Here is a 15,811-nt window from a genome sequence, read left to right as displayed (position 1 = left end):
GACGGACGTCACTTCACCTGTCTACGCTATCCTTGTGCGAGACTCACGCAGGAATCCAGCGCAATATGAATGTCCTGATCGTTGATGACGACCCCTTAGCCCGCGAGCGCCTGAGCCGAATGGTTGGCGAGCTCGAGGGATACAGTGTCCTGGAGCCTAGCGCCACGAACGGCGATGAAGCGTTGGCACTGATCGACAGCCACAAACCGGATATCGTGCTGCTTGATATCCGCATGCCAGGCCTCGATGGCCTGCAAGTGGCCGCGCGATTGTGCGAACGTGAAACCCCGCCTGCCGTAGTGTTCTGCACAGGGCCCGATGAATTTGCCGTGGAAGCCTTACAGGCCAGCGCCGTAGGCTATCTGGTGAAACCTGTGCGAACTGAACAATTACATGACTCGTTGAAAAAAGCCGAACGGCCCAATCGTGGCCAGCTCGCCGCCCTGACTCGCCCTGCCGCCGAAAGTGGCAGTGGCCCGCGCAGCCATATCAGTGCCCGTACCCGCAAGGGGATCGAGCTGATCCCCCTGGATCAGGTGGTCTATTTTATCGCCGACCACAAGTACGTGACCTTGCGTCACGAAAGCGGGGAGGTGCTGCTGGATGAGCCGCTCAAAGCCCTTGAAGATGAATTCGGTGACCGTTTCGTGCGAATCCACCGCAACGCACTGGTCGCTCGCGAGCGCATCGAACGCTTGCAACGAACACCGCTGGGTCATTTTCAGCTGTTCCTCAAGGGTCTGAACGGCGATGCATTGATCGTCAGTCGGCGCCACGTGGCCGGCGTGCGGAAAATGATGCAACAGCTTTGATTCGCGGGTTGCAAGGCGGACTTCACACCCGATTGCCGGATATCCGGGGCCAGGGAGGCCGAGTAGTTTCTGATACAAGTCAAAGTGGATTTGGCTGAGCTGTTATTATCCGCCGTATCTATTCAGTACGGATTGATCCATGTCCTCTCGCCAGATCCGCATCGCCACCCGCAAAAGCGCTCTTGCCCTGTGGCAGGCCGAATACGTCAAAGCCCGTCTGGAACAGGCCCATCCGGGTCTGCTCGTGACCTTGGTACCCATGGTCAGTCGCGGCGACAAGCTGCTCGACTCGCCGCTGTCGAAAATCGGCGGCAAGGGCCTGTTCGTCAAGGAGCTGGAAACCGCGCTGCTGGAAAACGAAGCCGACATCGCCGTGCACTCGATGAAAGACGTGCCGATGGACTTCCCTGAAGGCCTCGGTCTGTTCTGTATCTGCGAGCGCGAAGACCCCCGCGATGCATTCGTGTCCAACGCCTACGCCAGTCTCGATGCATTGCCTGCGGGCAGCATCGTCGGCACGTCGAGCCTGCGCCGCCAGGCCCAGTTGCTGAGCCGTCGTCCGGACCTGGAAATCCGCTTCCTGCGCGGCAACGTCAACACCCGTCTGGCCAAGCTCGACGCCGGCGAATACGACGCCATCATCCTTGCGTCCGCAGGCTTGATCCGGCTCGGCTTTGAAGATCGCATCACCTCGGCCATCAGCGTCGACGACAGTCTGCCGGCCGGCGGCCAGGGCGCGGTGGGAATCGAATGCCGCACCGCGGACAGCGAAATTCACGCACTGCTCGCGCCGCTGCATCACCAGGACACCGCGACCCGCGTGAGCGCCGAACGCGCCCTCAATAAACACCTCAATGGCGGCTGCCAGGTGCCGATCGCCTGTTACGCCGTGCTTGAGGGCGAGCAGGTCTGGTTGCGTGGTCTGGTGGGTGATCCGAGTGGTGGCCTGCTGCTCAGTGCCCAGGCGCGTGCGCCGCGTGGCGATGCCGAAGCCCTGGGTGTGCGGGTGGCCGAAGACCTCTTGAGCCAGGGCGCCGCGGATATCCTCAAAGCGGTGTATGGCGAGGCAGGTCACGAGTGACAGGCTGGCGCCTGCTGCTGACGCGTCCGGCGGATGAGTCGGCGGCGCTGGGAAGTCTATTGGCCGAGCAGGGGATTTTCAGCAGCAGCTTGCCGCTTTTGGACATAGTGCCGAACCCGGTCTCTGAGACAATGCGTGAAACGTTCCATGATCTGGATCGCTTCTGCGCAGTGATCGTGGTCAGCAAGCCGGCGGCGCGGATCACTGTCGAACTGCTCGACCGGTTTGGCCCGCAAGCACCGCGTATGAAGTGGTTCAGTGTCGGCGCGGCGACGGCGCAGATCCTTGAGGGACGCGGGTTGGACGTCAGCTTCCCTGCGCAAGGCGATGACAGCGAGGCCTTGCTTGAACTTGCAGCGTTGAGCGAGGCTGTCGCCCGGCCTGATCCGCGGGTGCTGATCCTGCGCGGGGAGGGGGGGCGTGAACTGCTGGCTGAGCGCTTGCGCGAGCGAGGTGCTAGTGTCGAGTATCTGGAGTTGTACCGCCGCGAGCTGCCGCAATACCCGTCGGCAGCCCTGGGGCAGCGGATCGAGGCGGAACGCCTGAACGCGCTGGTGGTCAGCAGTGGACAGGGTTTTGAGCACCTGCATCAATTGGCTGGCGATGCCTGGCCGCAGTTGGCGCGGTTGCCGTTGTTTGTACCAAGTCCCAGGGTCGCCGAGCTGGCACGTGCCGCCGGGGCCCTGACAGTTGTGGATTGCCGTGGCGCCAGTGCCGCGGCTTTGCTGACGGCGTTACGGGAGCATCCCGTGCCCGTTCTCTAAATGCAAAGGATGGATACGTGAGCGAAACAGCCTTGCCTAAAGATGACTCGCGGCCAGTGCTCGATGCACCGGTTGATGCACCTTCTGATGAACTGCGACCACCACCTGCTGAGCAGCAGCGCCGAGGCAATGGCCTGGCAATCGTCGCGCTGCTGTTGGGTGCCGCCGGTGTCGCAGTGGGTGGTTGGGGAGTCTGGCAGGTGCGTCACTTGCAAGCCAACACCCAGCAGCAACTGGGTCAGGTGCAGGCATTGAACGATCAGGCGCAGAGCCTGAAATTGAACGAGCAGCGCCTGAGCGCGCGCCTGGAGCAACTGCCGAATGCCGATGTACTGGAAGAACGCAGCCGCCTGGTGATTCAGTTGCAGGGCGACCAGCAACGCTTGAATCAACGCCTGGAAACCGTCCTCGGCGCCAGCCGCAAGGACTGGCGTCTGGCCGAGGCCGAGCACTTGCTGCGTCTGGCCAGCCTGCGCCTTTCGGCGTTGCAGGACATCAGCAGCGCCCAGGCCCTGGTGCAGGGCGCCGATGAAATTCTCCGTGAACAAAATGATCCCGGCTCCTTCGCCGCTCGCGAGCAAGTGGCCAAGACCCTGGTGGCCTTGCGCAGCACCGAGCAGCCGGATCGCACCGGTTTGTTCCTGCGGCTGGGCGCGTTGCGCGACCAGGTGATCAGCCTCACCGAGCTCGCGCCCGAGTACAAGGACCGTGGCGAATCCCTGCTGGGGCTGACCGCCGATGGCGACGGCGCCAGTCGCTGGGCGCAATGGTGGGATCAGATCTCGCGCTACATCCGTATCGATTTCAACGCCGACAAAAATGTCCGTCCTTTGCTGGCCGGGCAGAGCCTGAGCCAGGTTCGCCTCGCCCTGAGCCTGGCACTGGAGCAGGCGCAATGGGCCGCGCTCAACGGTCAGGCAGCGGTGTATTCGCAGGCACTGGCAGAGGCGCGGGATGTGCTCAAGGGCAACTTCAACCCGGACAATCCCCAGAGCAAAGTGATGCTCGAACAGGTGGCGGAACTGAGCAAGCAGCCGGTCTCCGTGGTCACCCCGGACCTGACCGGAACCCTGAGTGCGGTCCAGGGATATCTGGAACGGCGTAACGTCAACGCCGAGGACTCGATCAAGCCGCTGGCCAAACCTGCGGCGAATGCCGCGCAGGAGGCCACCCCATGAAGCGCCTCTATGTGATCGTGTTCCTGGCCATTGCTGCCGCGGCTGCGCTGGGCTTGGCCATCGCCGAGCATTCCGGTTACGTCCTGATCGCCTACAAGAGCTTTCGCTACGAATCGAGCCTGTGGGCAACGCTGGCCTTGATCGCTGTTCTCTGGCTGGTTTTCTGGGGCATCAAGGCGTCGGTCGAACTGGTGACGACCTCCGGTGGCGTGGTCAATCCGTGGTCACGGCGAAATCGCAGTCGCCGGATCCAGGTGGCGATCGAACACGGGCAACTGGATCTGGCCGAAGGGCGCTGGGCCAGCGCGCAGCGTCACTTGCATCGGGCCGCAGAAGCCGAGCGTCAGCCGCTGCTTTACTACCTCGGTGCTGCCCGCGCCGCGAACGAGCAGGGTCGTTACGAAGAAAGTGACAATCTGCTGGAGCGTGCTCTGGAGCGTCAACCTCAGGCCGAGTTGGCGATTGCCTTGAACCACGCGCAATTACAGACCGATCGCGGTGATACCGAGGGCGCCCTGGCGACCCTGCAGGCGATGCACGAGCGCCACCCTCATAACGCCCAGACCCTGCGTCAGTTGCAGCGCCTGCATCAGCAGCGAGGTGACTGGTCGGCAGTGATCCGCCTGCTGCCTGAGCTGCGCAAGGATAAAGTCCTGCCGGCGGCTGAACTGGCCGAACTGGAGCGCCGGGCCTGGGGTGAGAACCTGTCCCTGGCGGCGCATCAGGAAGAGGAAGGGACCCTCGGTTTGCAAGCGCTCGATCGCGCCTGGCAGCAGCTTACCTCGGCGCAGCGCCAGGAGCCGCAATTGGTGCTCGCCTATGCCGAGCAACTGCGGCAACTGGGTGCCCAGGTCCAGGCCGAAGAGGTCTTGCGCACGGCCTTGAAACGAAACTACGACAGCCATCTGGCGCGCCTCTATGGATTGGTGCGCGGCAGTGACCCGGCTCGCCAACTGCACCTGGCCGAGGGCTGGCTGAAAGACCATCCGACCGATCCAGGCCTGTTGCTGACGCTGGGTCGCCTGTGTCTGCAAAGCAGCTTGTGGGGTAAGGCCCGGGATTATCTGGAAAGCAGTCTGCGAGTACAGCGCAACCCGGAAGCATGCGCCGAACTGGCACGCCTGCTGGCACAGATGGGAGACACCGAGCGCAGCAACCAGCTGTTCCAGGAAGGCTTGGGCTTGCTCGATGAGCGCTTGCTGGCGGCACCGCTGCCGGTATTGGCTCACGTTTGATCACTGAGTGAAGGATCGCTCGAATGGGCGATCCGCAGCTCCGGAGCCTGTCGGAATTTTCCCTTCGCAATCCTGCTTCAGTAAAGTCCTACAGACCACTACATCTGATCCTCAGATGTCTGTCGGGAATTCCCTACGTATTTGCTGAAATGTCTGCATCTGCCCGCCTTGTAAGGTTTGCGCGCTTTCCACTACCGTAGCTGTCGGACTCTTGATTGTTACGGAAACGCCATGTCGTTGGCCTGCCCACGCTCCCTGTTTTTTACTGTGTTCATCGCAGGCGCCCTGGCCCTGGGCGTTTCCTATTACCTGGAATATGCGGTCGGCCTCAAGCCATGTGGCTTGTGTCTGTTGCAACGGGCTTGCCTGGCGTTGTTGACCGGTTTGTGCCTGATGGCTTCGGTGCATGGACCCGGTCGCCTGGGGTCCTTTGTGTATTGGCTGCTCGGGCTGTTCTGCAGTCTGTTGGGGACCTTCGCGGCCTGGCGTCAGGTGATGCTGCAAACCGATCCGGTGTATCAATTTTCCGCCTGCTCACCTGACTTGGCCGAGGTATTCACCAGCGCACCGTGGCTAAGCGTCGCGCAGATGATGTTCAAGGGTGCCGTCGACTGCCCACGGATCGCCTGGACGTTGTTCGATTTGAGCATTCCGGAATGGAGTCTGCTGTTCTTCGTCGCGGTGATGATTCCGGGTATTTATCAGCTGATACGCCTGGTCTTGAGCGCCAGTCGACGACCGCTCGGCGGCGAGTCGTCGCACCGGGTGCTTGCCAAAGATTAAACACTTGTATGAACTTTATCGTCTGCGTACCTTGAAGCCACCGTCGTGCGGGCATAATCTGGCCCGCACGTGTCATTGGATTTATGTTGCTCGATGACGCTCTGCCTGGCCGAATCTTGATTCTCAAGTATGCGACAGGTGTAGAGCAGCATGACCCACAAGGGAAGAGAGACCGCCATGCTCGAAAGTTGTCAGAATGCTCAGGAACGTTGGGGTGGAGTACATCTGCTGATCGATCGTTGGTTGCAGGAACGGCACGAACTGGTTCGGGCCTATGACACTCTTGGCGAGAAGCCTGAGGCGTTGGGCGAGAACCGCAAGCCTTTGCAGGAATTCTGTGGCGTGCTGGTCGATTACGTGTCCGCCGGCCACTTCGAGATCTACGAACAGTTGACGGGGGAGGCCAAGGCTTTCAACGACAAGCGTGGCCTGGAGCTCGCCGAGACGATCTACCCGCGCATCGACGTCATCACCGAGAAGCTGCTCGCGTTCAATGACCTGTGTGATGCCGGTCAATGTGTCGCCGAAAAGTTCAAGGAACTGGGTGGCCTGTTGCACGAGCGCTTCGAACTGGAAGACTGCCTGATCGAAGTGCTGCATACCGCTCACAAGGAAGAGGCTCCGGTTCAGGCCTGAGCCGTGATCCTGAAACATCTGTAAAACGGTGCGCGATGCGCACCGTTTTCGTTCTGCTGTTCAGCCGGCAGCGCCGCGTAACTCGACTTCAAATACCAGGGGCGTGTACGGCGCGATCAAGTCACCGGCACCGTCGGCGCCATAGGCTTGCGCCGATGGAATCACCAGGCGCCATTTCGCGCCGACCGGCATGTCTTGCAGGGCGCTGCGCCAGCCGCTGATCACACTGTCGAGACTGAACCATTGCGGCTGGCTGTTCTGGTCGAACACCGTACCGTCAGGAAGGCGACCGACATACAGAACCTGCACCTTGCCGTTCGGCCCGGCCTTGGTTCCTGTCCCTGGTGCCAGCTCTGTCAGCAGGATGCCATCTGGCAATTCACGAACCCCAGGCCTGGCTTTTTCTTCGCTGAGAAAACGCTGCTCTTTTTCCACGGCCATTTCGCTTTCAGGCGCAGGCGATTGCATGGCAGTCCGGGCTTCGTGTTCGGCCAGAATCTGTTCGATCTGCTCGTCCTTCAACGCCAGTGGTTTGCCTTGATAGGCTTGCTGCAATCCGTCGACCAGTGCCTGAATCTGCAAATCGGGAACCTCTTGGCGCAAGCGTTCACCGAGACTTGCGCCCAAGCTGTAAGCGAGATCGTGAGCGTCTTTTTCCTGGTTTTTTTCAACGGCGTTGGCCGCGGAAAAAATCACGCAAAGCGATAAAAAAAGGTAGCGCGACATGGGCACTCTCCGGCCTGAGATGCGGGCGATTATGCCAGTGTGAATGCGTTAAACGGTGAACTGCTTTTGCGCCAGCGCAGAACATTTTCAGTTCGTTGCAACACAGCGCTTTGGATACTGTCAAGATGCCCTAGCGGCGGTAGCAGCAGAGGTCTAGTATGAGCCGCACTCACGTCAGCCAGGAGGTAAACCATGTCGGCCACCAAGAAGCCTGTAAGTACTCCGTTGCACCTACTCCAACAACTCTCGGGCAGCTTGCTCGAGCATCTGGAAAACGCTTGTTCCGAAGCTTTGGCTGATGCTGAAAAACTGCTCGCCAAACTGGAAAAGCAGCGCGGAAAAGCGCAAGAGAAATTGCACAAATCCCGTACCAAATTGCAGGACGCAGCGGCGGCCGGAAAGGCTAAGGCGCAAACCAAGGCCAAGGGCGCGGTGAAACAGCTCGAGGACCTGCTTGATGCACTCAAGGATCGTCAATCGGAAACTCGCGGCTACATTCTGCAACTCAAGCGCGATGCCCAGGAAAGCCTGAAACTGGCCCAGGGCGTTGGTCGCGTACAAGAGGCTGTCGGCAAGGCGTTGTCCCTGCGTTCGGCCAAGCCTGCTGCGGCTCCTGCCAAGAAAGCCGCTGCCAAACCGGTTGCCGCAAAAGCACCGGCCAAGCCTGCCGCCAAACCTGCCACCAAGGCACCGGTGAAAGCCGCAGCGAAACCTGCTGCAAAACCTGCAGCGAAAAAACCTGTTGCGGCCAGTGCTGCAAAACCGGCTGCTCGAACTGCAGCGGCCAAACCTGCTGCCAAGACAACCGCTGCCAAAACAGCTGCCGCGAAACCGGCTGCCAAACCGGTCGCCAAAACCGCTGCTGCGAAACCTGCCGTGGCGAAAACCGCAGCCGCCAAACCAGCGGCTAGAACTGCCGCTGCAAAACCTGCTGCCAAGTCGGCCGCAAAACCTGTCGCGGCTAAAACCGCTGCCAAGCCTGCTGCAAAACCAGCAGCCAAACCGGTAGCGAAAGCTGCAGCCAAACCTGCAGCAAAACCGGCTGCTAAAACTGCTGCTGCCAAGCCAGCCACTGCCGCAAAACCTGCCGCAGCGAAACCAGCAGCCAAGCCTGCCGCTGCCAAGTCGACTGCAAAACCTGCAGCCAAACCCGCCGTGAAAAAACCAGCCGCTGTTGCCAAGCCGACTCCGGCTCCTGCTGCCAAGCCAGCAACGCCAGCGCCATCTGCTTCGGCTGCTCCTGCGCCGACAGCAACGACCTCGACAACCTCCACTGCGCCAACGCCAGTGGCATCGTCGAACTCCAGCACCAACCCAACCAGCGCCTCTTAAGTGCCGGTTACCGCGACGCGCAGCTGATGCAGCGCGTCGCGGTGCAGGTGGGCGGCGCCTGCCGTCACACCTTCCAGCCAGATCGCCAGATCGGTCGCGTCACCTTGCGGCCAATCCTGAGCCGATCGCTCCAGCCGCAATAACAGATTTCGCTCGGCCTCCAATTCAAGTGTCTTGACCTGTTCGCGTAGCGAGTGCAGCTCGGCATCCTGGGTGGCGGCAACTTTCCATTGCACACGCAGTGCCCGCAACGGTTGCACGACATCGGCATCCCAGGCTTGTGCCACACCGCGAAGGTGCTGCAGGCGTTGTTCATTGCAGGCGATTCCCCGCTGTCCCAGCCATGCCGCGCACAGCAGCAGACACACACTGACGCCGGCCGCCTGCAATTGCAGGCACGCCTGTTCAACGCCCGGACGGGCATAAAGGGTCAGGGAAAAGCTCCACAGGTCAGAGGACATAGTGCTACTCGCGCTAGTTGCGAGCGAAGCTGGTAGACTCCGCCGCCATTATGATTCGACTTCAGAACCTGACTTTACAGCGTGGCCCGCAACGTCTGCTAGAAGACGCCGAGCTGACCTTGCACGCCGGCCACAAAGCCGGCCTCATCGGTGCCAACGGCGCCGGCAAATCGAGCCTGTTCGCCTTGCTCAGGGGTGAACTGCACCCTGACTCGGGTGATTGCTTCCTGCCGGCCGACTGGCGTATCGCCCACATGCGCCAGGAGGTCGACACGCTCGAACGCCTGGCGGTCGACTACGTGCTCGATGGCGACCTGCGCCTGCGCCAGGTGCAACGTGACCTGGCGGCAGCCGAAGCGGCCCATGACGGTGCCGCACAGGCCCGCTACCACTCCGAGTTGGACAGCGCCGACGGTTACACCGCCGATGCCCGCGCGCGCAAGCTGCTGGCAGGCCTGGGCTTCACCAACGAGCAGATGGATCGCCAGGTCGGCGATTTCTCCGGTGGCTGGCGGATGCGCCTGAACCTGGCGCAGGCCTTGATGTGTCCTTCGGACCTGCTGTTGCTCGACGAACCGACCAACCACCTGGACCTCGACGCCATCATCTGGCTCGAAGAGTGGCTCAAAAGCTATCCCGGCACCTTGATGCTGATTTCCCACGACCGGGACTTCCTCGATGCCGTGGTCGATCACGTGGCTCACGTCGATCAGCGCAAGATCACCCTGTATCGCGGTGGCTACAGCGCCTTCGAGCGTGCCCGTGCCGAACGCCTGGCCCAGCAACAGCAGGCCTACGAGAAGCAGCAGGCGCAACGTGCGCACATGGAAAGCTACATCGCCCGCTTCAAGGCACAGGCGACCAAGGCTCGCCAGGCCCAGAGCCGGATCAAGGCGCTGGAGCGCATGGAAGAGCTGACCGCGGCGCATGTCGATTCGCCGTTTGACTTCGTCTTCCGCGAATCGCAGAAGATTTCCAGCCCGCTGATCGACCTGTCCGATGCCCGCCTGGGCTACGGCGATAAAACCGTGCTGGAGAAAGTCAAGCTGCAACTGACCCCCGGCGCGCGCATCGGCTTGCTCGGCCCGAACGGCGCCGGTAAATCGACCCTGATCAAAAACCTTGCAGGTGAGCTCTCGCCGCTGGCCGGCCGCTTGACCCGTGGCGAGAACACCGTCGTCGGTTACTTCGCCCAGCATCAGCTCGACTCTCTGGATGCCAAGGCCAGCCCGTTGCTGCACTTGCAGCGCCTGGCACCGACCGAGCGCGAACAGACCCTGCGCGATTTCCTCGGCGGTTTCGACTTCCGCGGCGCGCGGATCGACGAGCCGGTGCTGAATTTCTCCGGTGGCGAAAAGGCGCGCCTGGCGCTGGCGTTGATTGCCTGGGACCGGCCGAACCTGTTGCTGCTCGACGAACCGACCAACCACCTGGACCTGGAAATGCGCCTGGCGCTGACCATGGCCCTGCAGGAATTCAGTGGTGCGGTACTGGTGGTCTCCCACGATCGCCATTTGCTCAAAAGCACCACCGACAATTTCTACCTGGTGGCGGACGGCAAGGTCGAAGAGTTCGATGGCGACCTCGAAGATTACACTCGCTGGCTGGTGGAGTACCGTCAGCGCAACGCGCCTGTCAGCAATACCCCGGTCAATCCGGACAAGACCGACAAGAAAGCCCAGCGTCAGGCCGCCGCTGCGTTGCGCCAGCAACTGGCGCCGCACAAGCGTGAGGCTGACAAGCTCGAAGCCGAGTTGGGCAAGCTGCACGAGAAACTGGCGAAGATCGATGCCAGCCTTGGCGACAGCGACATCTACGAACCGTTGCGCAAGAATGAATTGCGCGACCTGCTGGCCGAGCAGGCCAGGCTGAAGGTGCGTGAAGCGGAGCTGGAAGAAGCCTGGATGGAAGCCCTGGAACTGCTGGAAAGCATGCAGGCGGAGCTGGAGGCGCTGTCCTGATGGAGGCGTACAAGCTGCCGCTGCCGGCGATGTGGGTCGAGCCGATCTGGCTCGGCGTGCAAATCCTGCTGATCCTGCTGGCGGGTTACATCGCCCAGCGTTTCGTTGCCAAGTGCCTGACCCGTCTCGGTGAGCGTTACCCGTTCCCGCCACAATTGCTGATGCCGCTGCGTGGCGGTCTGCGCTGGCTGATCATGGGCAGTGCGCTGATCTTCGTGCTGGAGCGCCTCGGGGTTTCGGCCACGGTGCTCTGGACAGCGCTGTCGGGTTTCGTCGCGGTGGCGGCGGTGGCGTTTTTCGCCATGTGGAGCGTGCTCTCCAATCTGTTGTGCGCGATCCTGATCTTCACTGTTGGGCCGTTTCGCTTGGGTGATGTGGTCGAACTGGTGGACACCACCGACAAGCCCGGCGTCAAAGGGCGGGTGATTGCGATCAACTTGCTGTACACCACGCTGATCGAGGCGGAAGAGCTCGGCACTGGTAGCGCGATGGTGCAAGTGCCCAATAGCTTGTTCTTCCAGCGTTCGGTGCGCCGTTGGCGTGGGACGGATGTATTCCCCTCGAGCGGTTTCGAGAAGTAGGTCTTCTGTTGCCTGAAACACCGCTTTCGCGAGCAGGCTCGCTCCCACATTAGATCGCTTTTTTCCCGGAAGAAATCGGTCAAGTGTGGGAGCGAGCCTGCTCGCGAAGGGGCCATCAAGCTGCAAACGCTGGTCGGCAACCGCAACATCCTGCAAAAAATCGGTAGTCATCCACCCAAAGCCGCATTAGCTTAGACATCTGTCACAAGTCTGAGTCGAGGTGTGCAATGGAGCTTCAAACATGGCTGGCGTTCTTTGCCGCCTGCTGGGTGATCAGTCTGTCTCCCGGTGCCGGCGCCATTGCGTCGATGTCCAGCGGTCTGCAGTACGGTTTCTGGCGCGGTTACTGGAACGCCCTGGGCCTGCAGTTGGGCCTTGCGGTGCAGATTGCGATTGTTGGCGCCGGTGTCGGCGCGATTCTCACGGCGTCGGCCACGGCCTTCTATGCGATTAAATGGTTCGGCGTGGCCTACCTGGTTTATCTCGCCATCAAACAATGGCGAGCACTGCCCAGCGACATGAGCGATGACGCGGCGGTCCGGCAGATTGGCAAGCCGATGGCCCTGGTGTTCCGAGGCTTTCTGGTGAATATCAGCAACCCCAAGGCGTTGGTGTTCATGCTGGCGGTGTTGCCTCAGTTCATTGATCCGCACGCGCCACTGCTGATCCAGTACGTGATCATCGGTGTCACCATGGTCTGCGTGGACCTGATCGTCATGGCCGGTTACACCGGGCTGGCTTCCAAGGTGCTGCGTATGTTGCGCACACCGAAACAGCAAAGGCGCATGAACCGTACCTTTGCCGGACTGTTCATCGGCGCGGCGGCGTTCATGGCCACCCTGCGTAAAGTCGCGGTTTAAACCATCAGGCACAAAAAAGGCGACCTCTTCAGGTCGCCTTTTTCGTTTAAGCCCTGCCTCGCAATCCATAACAAAGCTTGAGTGAAAGTGATTGGGAGGGAACAATATGTTACTTCGTATTTCCAATTGAGATTCATTCATGATTGCCCCGTCCCGATTACTGGCCTGGCTGATAGCGCCGGTGCTTGCCCTGTGCAGTTTTAATCTGCTGGCCAACACCGTGGAGGGCGCACCGCAAGCGCTGCATTTACTTGATTACATCGGCGCGGACTACCCGCAAGCGGTGCAGGCCGGCAAGGTCGTCAACGAATCCGAATACCGCGAGCAACTGGAGTTCGTTCAGGCGTTGCAGGGCTTGATTGGCGCCATGCCGGCCAAACCGGAAAAGGCCGGGCTGGAGCAGGGCGTCAGTAAGCTGCGCGAGGCACTCACTGCGCGTCAGGATGGCGCAGACGTCGCCCGACAGGCTCGCCAGCTCGGCGCGAAACTGGCCGTAGCCTATGAAGTCAGCCAGGCCCCGATCATAACCCCGGACCCGACTCGCGGCTCGCCACTGTACGCCCAGCATTGTTCGGTGTGTCACGGCGATACAGGCGCTGGCGATGGTCCGGCGGGTGTCGGTCTGACCCCGCCGCCGGCCAATTTGCGTGATAACGCGCGCCTGGATCACCTGAGCCTCTACGCGATCTACAACACGGTGGGCTTGGGGGTCGAAGGCACCGATATGCCGGCTTTTGGCGATCAGCTGGATGATCGTCAGCGCTGGGACCTGGCCACTTACATCGCCAGCTTCAGTGCCGATGCGGCGACCGCCAGCGGCGACAAGACCTATGACATTGCCGATCTGGCCCGCCAGACCCCGGCCGAAGTGCAGGCCGCCGACGGCCCGCAGGCCGCCGCGACTTTCCGCGCGCAACGGGCTCAGCCGCCGCAGGCCAAGCGTGGCCCGGCGCAGTTGCTCGACTACACCGCCACCACCCTGGACAAGAGCGTCGCGGCTTACCGCGCAGGCGATCACGATCAGGCCTACGACCTGTCGGTCGCGGCGTACCTGGAAGGCTTCGAGCTGGTCGAAAGCTCCCTCGACAACGTCGATGCCAACGTGCGCAAAGACACTGAAAAGTCGCTGATGGCTTACCGTCAGTCGTTGCAGGACGGCCTGCCAGTGGAGCAGGTGGAACAGCGCCTGGAGGCGGCCAAGGCCAAGCTGAAGGCGTCTGCCGGGTTGTTGGGCAACGATGGCTTGAGTTGGTCCCTGAGCTACATTTCCGGTTTGCTGATTCTGCTGCGCGAAGGCCTGGAAGCCATCCTGGTGCTGGCGGCGATCCTCGCCTTCCTGCGTAACACCGGCCAACAGTCGGCGGTACGCAGTGTCAACGTCGGTTGGGGCCTGGCGCTGTTGGCCGGTCTGGGTACCTGGGCGCTGGCGGCTTATGTGATTGATGTCAGCGGCTCGCAGCGCGAACTGTTGGAAGGCGCAACGGCGCTGTTCGCCAGCGTCATGGTGTTGTGGCTGGGTGTGTGGATGCACGACCGTCGTCATGCCGCGGCCTGGCAGGATTACATCAAGAGCAGCCTGGTGGGTGGTGGTGGGCGTTTCGGTTTTGCGATCCTGGCGTTCTTCTCGGTGTATCGCGAGCTGTTCGAAGTGATCCTGTTCTACGAAACCCTGTGGCTGCAGGCCGGGCCAGCGGGCCATGACGCAGTGCTGGCCGGTGGTGCGACGGCGTTGGTGTTGTTGGTCGGTCTGGCGTGGGTGATTCTGCGCGGCTCGGCGAAACTGCCGCTTACGCTGTTCTTCAGCATCAACGCCGGTCTGCTCTGTGCCTTGTCGGTGGTGTTCGCCGGTCATGGCGTGAAAGCGTTGCAGGAAGCCGGGATCTTCGGCACGCGGCCGGTGCCGTTCTTTGAGTTCGACTGGCTGGGGATTCATGCGGATGCGTATTCGCTGACGGCTCAGGCTGTGGCGATCGTTGCGATCATTGTGCTGTATGGTCGCAGTTGGGTGGCCGAGAAGCGGCGGGTAACGGCTTAACAGCATTCGCGAGCAGGCTCGCTCCCACAGGATTTGCGTATAACCTGTGGGAGCGAGCCTGCTCGCGAAGCTTTTTAGAGGGAAAAAAACATGCGCGTATGGATCGATGCCGACGCCTGCCCTCGGGCGGCCAAGGATCTGGTGGTCAAGTTCGCCCTCAAGCGTCGGTTTGAAGTGGTGCTGGTGGCGGGTCAGCCGCAGATCAAGCCGGGCCTGGCCCTGGTGAAGTTGATCGTGGTACCCAGCGGTCCGGATGCGGCGGATGATTACCTGGTGGAGCACGCGGTCCCCGGTGAGCTGGTGATCTGCAGCGATGTGCCGCTGGCCGACCGGTTGGTGAAAAAAGGCGTTGCCGCCCTGGACCCGCGAGGCAAGGAGTTCGATGCGCAGAACATGGGCGATCGGTTGGCTGTGCGTAACCTGTTCACCGACTTGCGTGAACAGGGGCAGATGAGCGGCGGGCCGGCACCGTTTGGTGAGCGGGAAAAGCAGGCGTTTGCCAATGCGCTGGATCGGATTCTTACAAGGCTGACCCGCAAACTGTAGGAGCGAGCCTGCTCGCGATGGACGTCAACGATAACGAGCGCTGCCTGGATGAACACGGCGTCCTCACGTTTTTCGCGAGCAGGCTCGCTCCCACAGTTTTTGAAGAGTGTCAGGCGTCGTTTTCGTGGGTCAGTTCGAGCACTCGGTCGACCAGTTTATTGATGCCCGAAGCCGCTTCGCTGATCGACTGCGCCAGCATGTAGGCCGGAGTCGTCACCAGTTTGCGCGCCTTGTCTTCGACGATGTCACTGACTGCGCAATCCTTATGGGTAGCACCCATCTTGTCCAAGGCTGCTGCCGTCTCTGCATCGTTGCCAATGGTGCACGTCACACCGGGCCCATAGATTTTCGCCGCCAGGGCGGGCGAGATGCAGATCAGGCCGACCGGTTTGCCGGCCTCGGCAAAGGCTTCGGTCAAGGCCAAGACGTCCGGTTGAACAGTGCAGCCGGTACCTTCGATGGCGAAGTTGGAGAGGTTCTTGGCCGAGCCGAAGCCACCGGGAACGATCAGCGCGTCGAACTCCTCGGCGTTCGCTTCACGGATATCCTTGACCTCGCCACGGGCGATTCGCGCCGACTCCACCAATACATTGCGCGACTCGGGCATTTCTTCGCCGGTCAGGTGATTGATCACGTGCAGCTGCGCGATATTGGGTGCAAAACACTGCACCTGCGCGCCACGCTGGTCCAGGCGCAGCAAGGTAATCACGCTTTCGTAAATTTCGGCGCCGTCGTATACGCCACAACCGGAAAGGATCACTGCAACTTTTTTGCTCATGGGCTTTTCTCCAGATTCATGGCGTTAAATGTCCACTAATTT

At 61.2% G+C, this 15,811-nt stretch carries 16 protein-coding genes; 13 read left to right on the top strand and 3 right to left on the bottom strand.

Going from position 1 to position 15,811, the window contains the following annotated elements; all coding sequences use genetic code 11:
* Positions 1 to 65: 65 nt before the first annotated feature.
* The 7 genes from ACA054_RS31095 (at position 66) to rsd (ending at position 6,489) form a co-directional block, all read left to right on the top strand.
* Positions 66 to 812, top strand: coding sequence for a LytR/AlgR family response regulator transcription factor (locus ACA054_RS31095; protein WP_497637117.1), 747 nt, complete (start codon positions 66 to 68; stop codon positions 810 to 812).
* A 139-nt stretch (positions 813 to 951) separates the two neighbouring features.
* Positions 952 to 1,893 carry a hydroxymethylbilane synthase gene (gene hemC / locus ACA054_RS31090; protein ID WP_497637116.1) on the top strand — a complete coding sequence of 314 codons (942 nt, stop codon included), beginning with the start codon at positions 952 to 954 and terminating at the stop codon, positions 1,891 to 1,893.
* Positions 1,890 to 2,657, top strand: coding sequence for a uroporphyrinogen-III synthase (locus ACA054_RS31085; RefSeq protein ID WP_497687532.1), 768 nt, complete (start codon positions 1,890 to 1,892; stop codon positions 2,655 to 2,657). The genes hemC and ACA054_RS31085 overlap by 4 nt, the downstream gene beginning before the upstream one ends.
* Before the next feature lie 17 nt (positions 2,658 to 2,674).
* Entirely contained in the window at positions 2,675 to 3,835 is a 1,161-nt protein-coding gene (locus tag ACA054_RS31080; protein ID WP_497687531.1) for a uroporphyrinogen-III C-methyltransferase, read from the top strand.
* A complete protein-coding gene (locus ACA054_RS31075; protein ID WP_497687530.1) occupies positions 3,832 to 5,070 on the top strand; it encodes a heme biosynthesis protein HemY in 1,239 nt (412 codons plus the stop codon). Before ACA054_RS31080 ends, ACA054_RS31075 begins: the two co-directional genes overlap by 4 nt.
* A 231-nt stretch (positions 5,071 to 5,301) precedes the next feature.
* On the top strand, positions 5,302 to 5,853 hold the full coding sequence (locus ACA054_RS31070; protein ID WP_497687529.1) for a disulfide bond formation protein B: 552 nt from the start codon (positions 5,302 to 5,304) through the stop codon (positions 5,851 to 5,853).
* 177 nt (positions 5,854 to 6,030) lie between these two features.
* The gene (gene rsd / locus ACA054_RS31065; protein ID WP_497690398.1) at positions 6,031 to 6,489 is read left to right on the top strand and encodes a sigma D regulator; all 459 of its coding nucleotides are present in this window, start codon (positions 6,031 to 6,033) and stop codon (positions 6,487 to 6,489) included.
* A 60-nt stretch (positions 6,490 to 6,549) separates the two neighbouring features.
* Here the strand turns inward: rsd and ACA054_RS31060 are convergent, their stop codons facing one another.
* Positions 6,550 to 7,215, bottom strand: a complete 666-nt coding sequence (locus tag ACA054_RS31060) for an FKBP-type peptidyl-prolyl cis-trans isomerase (protein ID WP_497687528.1) — start codon at positions 7,213 to 7,215, stop codon at positions 6,550 to 6,552.
* 192 nt (positions 7,216 to 7,407) lie between these two features.
* On the opposite strand from ACA054_RS31060, the gene ACA054_RS31055 reads away from it, so the two are divergent.
* Complete coding sequence (locus ACA054_RS31055) at positions 7,408 to 8,547, top strand: AlgP family protein (protein WP_497687527.1); 1,140 nt, start codon at positions 7,408 to 7,410, stop codon at positions 8,545 to 8,547.
* On the opposite strand, the gene ACA054_RS31050 is transcribed toward ACA054_RS31055, so the two are convergent.
* On the bottom strand, positions 8,544 to 9,008 hold the full coding sequence (locus ACA054_RS31050) for a TIGR02444 family protein (RefSeq protein ID WP_497687526.1): 465 nt from the start codon (positions 9,006 to 9,008) through the stop codon (positions 8,544 to 8,546). The genes ACA054_RS31055 and ACA054_RS31050 overlap by 4 nt on opposite strands.
* 50 nt (positions 9,009 to 9,058) lie before the next feature.
* Here ACA054_RS31050 and ACA054_RS31045 point away from each other — a divergent pair, with 50 nt between their 5' ends.
* The 5 genes from ACA054_RS31045 (at position 9,059) to ACA054_RS31025 (ending at position 14,991) form a co-directional block, all read left to right on the top strand.
* Positions 9,059 to 10,969 (top strand): ATP-binding cassette domain-containing protein, encoded by a 1,911-nt coding sequence (locus ACA054_RS31045; protein ID WP_497687525.1) that lies wholly within the window; start codon positions 9,059 to 9,061, stop codon positions 10,967 to 10,969.
* Complete coding sequence (locus ACA054_RS31040) at positions 10,969 to 11,550, top strand: mechanosensitive ion channel domain-containing protein (protein WP_497687524.1); 582 nt, start codon at positions 10,969 to 10,971, stop codon at positions 11,548 to 11,550. The genes ACA054_RS31045 and ACA054_RS31040 overlap by 1 nt, the downstream gene beginning before the upstream one ends.
* A gap of 227 nt (positions 11,551 to 11,777) precedes the next feature.
* A complete protein-coding gene (locus tag ACA054_RS31035; protein ID WP_497687523.1) occupies positions 11,778 to 12,410 on the top strand; it encodes a LysE family transporter in 633 nt (210 codons plus the stop codon).
* A gap of 139 nt (positions 12,411 to 12,549) precedes the next feature.
* On the top strand, positions 12,550 to 14,445 hold the full coding sequence (locus ACA054_RS31030; RefSeq protein ID WP_497687522.1) for an FTR1 family protein: 1,896 nt from the start codon (positions 12,550 to 12,552) through the stop codon (positions 14,443 to 14,445).
* A gap of 90 nt (positions 14,446 to 14,535) precedes the next feature.
* Entirely contained in the window at positions 14,536 to 14,991 is a 456-nt protein-coding gene (locus tag ACA054_RS31025; protein ID WP_497687521.1) for a YaiI/YqxD family protein, read from the top strand.
* A 109-nt stretch (positions 14,992 to 15,100) separates the two neighbouring features.
* On the opposite strand, the gene elbB is transcribed toward ACA054_RS31025, so the two are convergent.
* Positions 15,101 to 15,769 (bottom strand): isoprenoid biosynthesis glyoxalase ElbB, encoded by a 669-nt coding sequence (elbB, locus tag ACA054_RS31020; RefSeq protein ID WP_497687520.1) that lies wholly within the window; start codon positions 15,767 to 15,769, stop codon positions 15,101 to 15,103.
* Between the last annotated feature and the right edge of the window lie 42 nt (positions 15,770 to 15,811).

This window comes from Pseudomonas sp. LBUM1653 (assembly GCF_059716115.1).
Note: the sequence above shows the minus strand (reverse complement) of the source record. Positions and strands in the feature narration are given on the sequence as shown.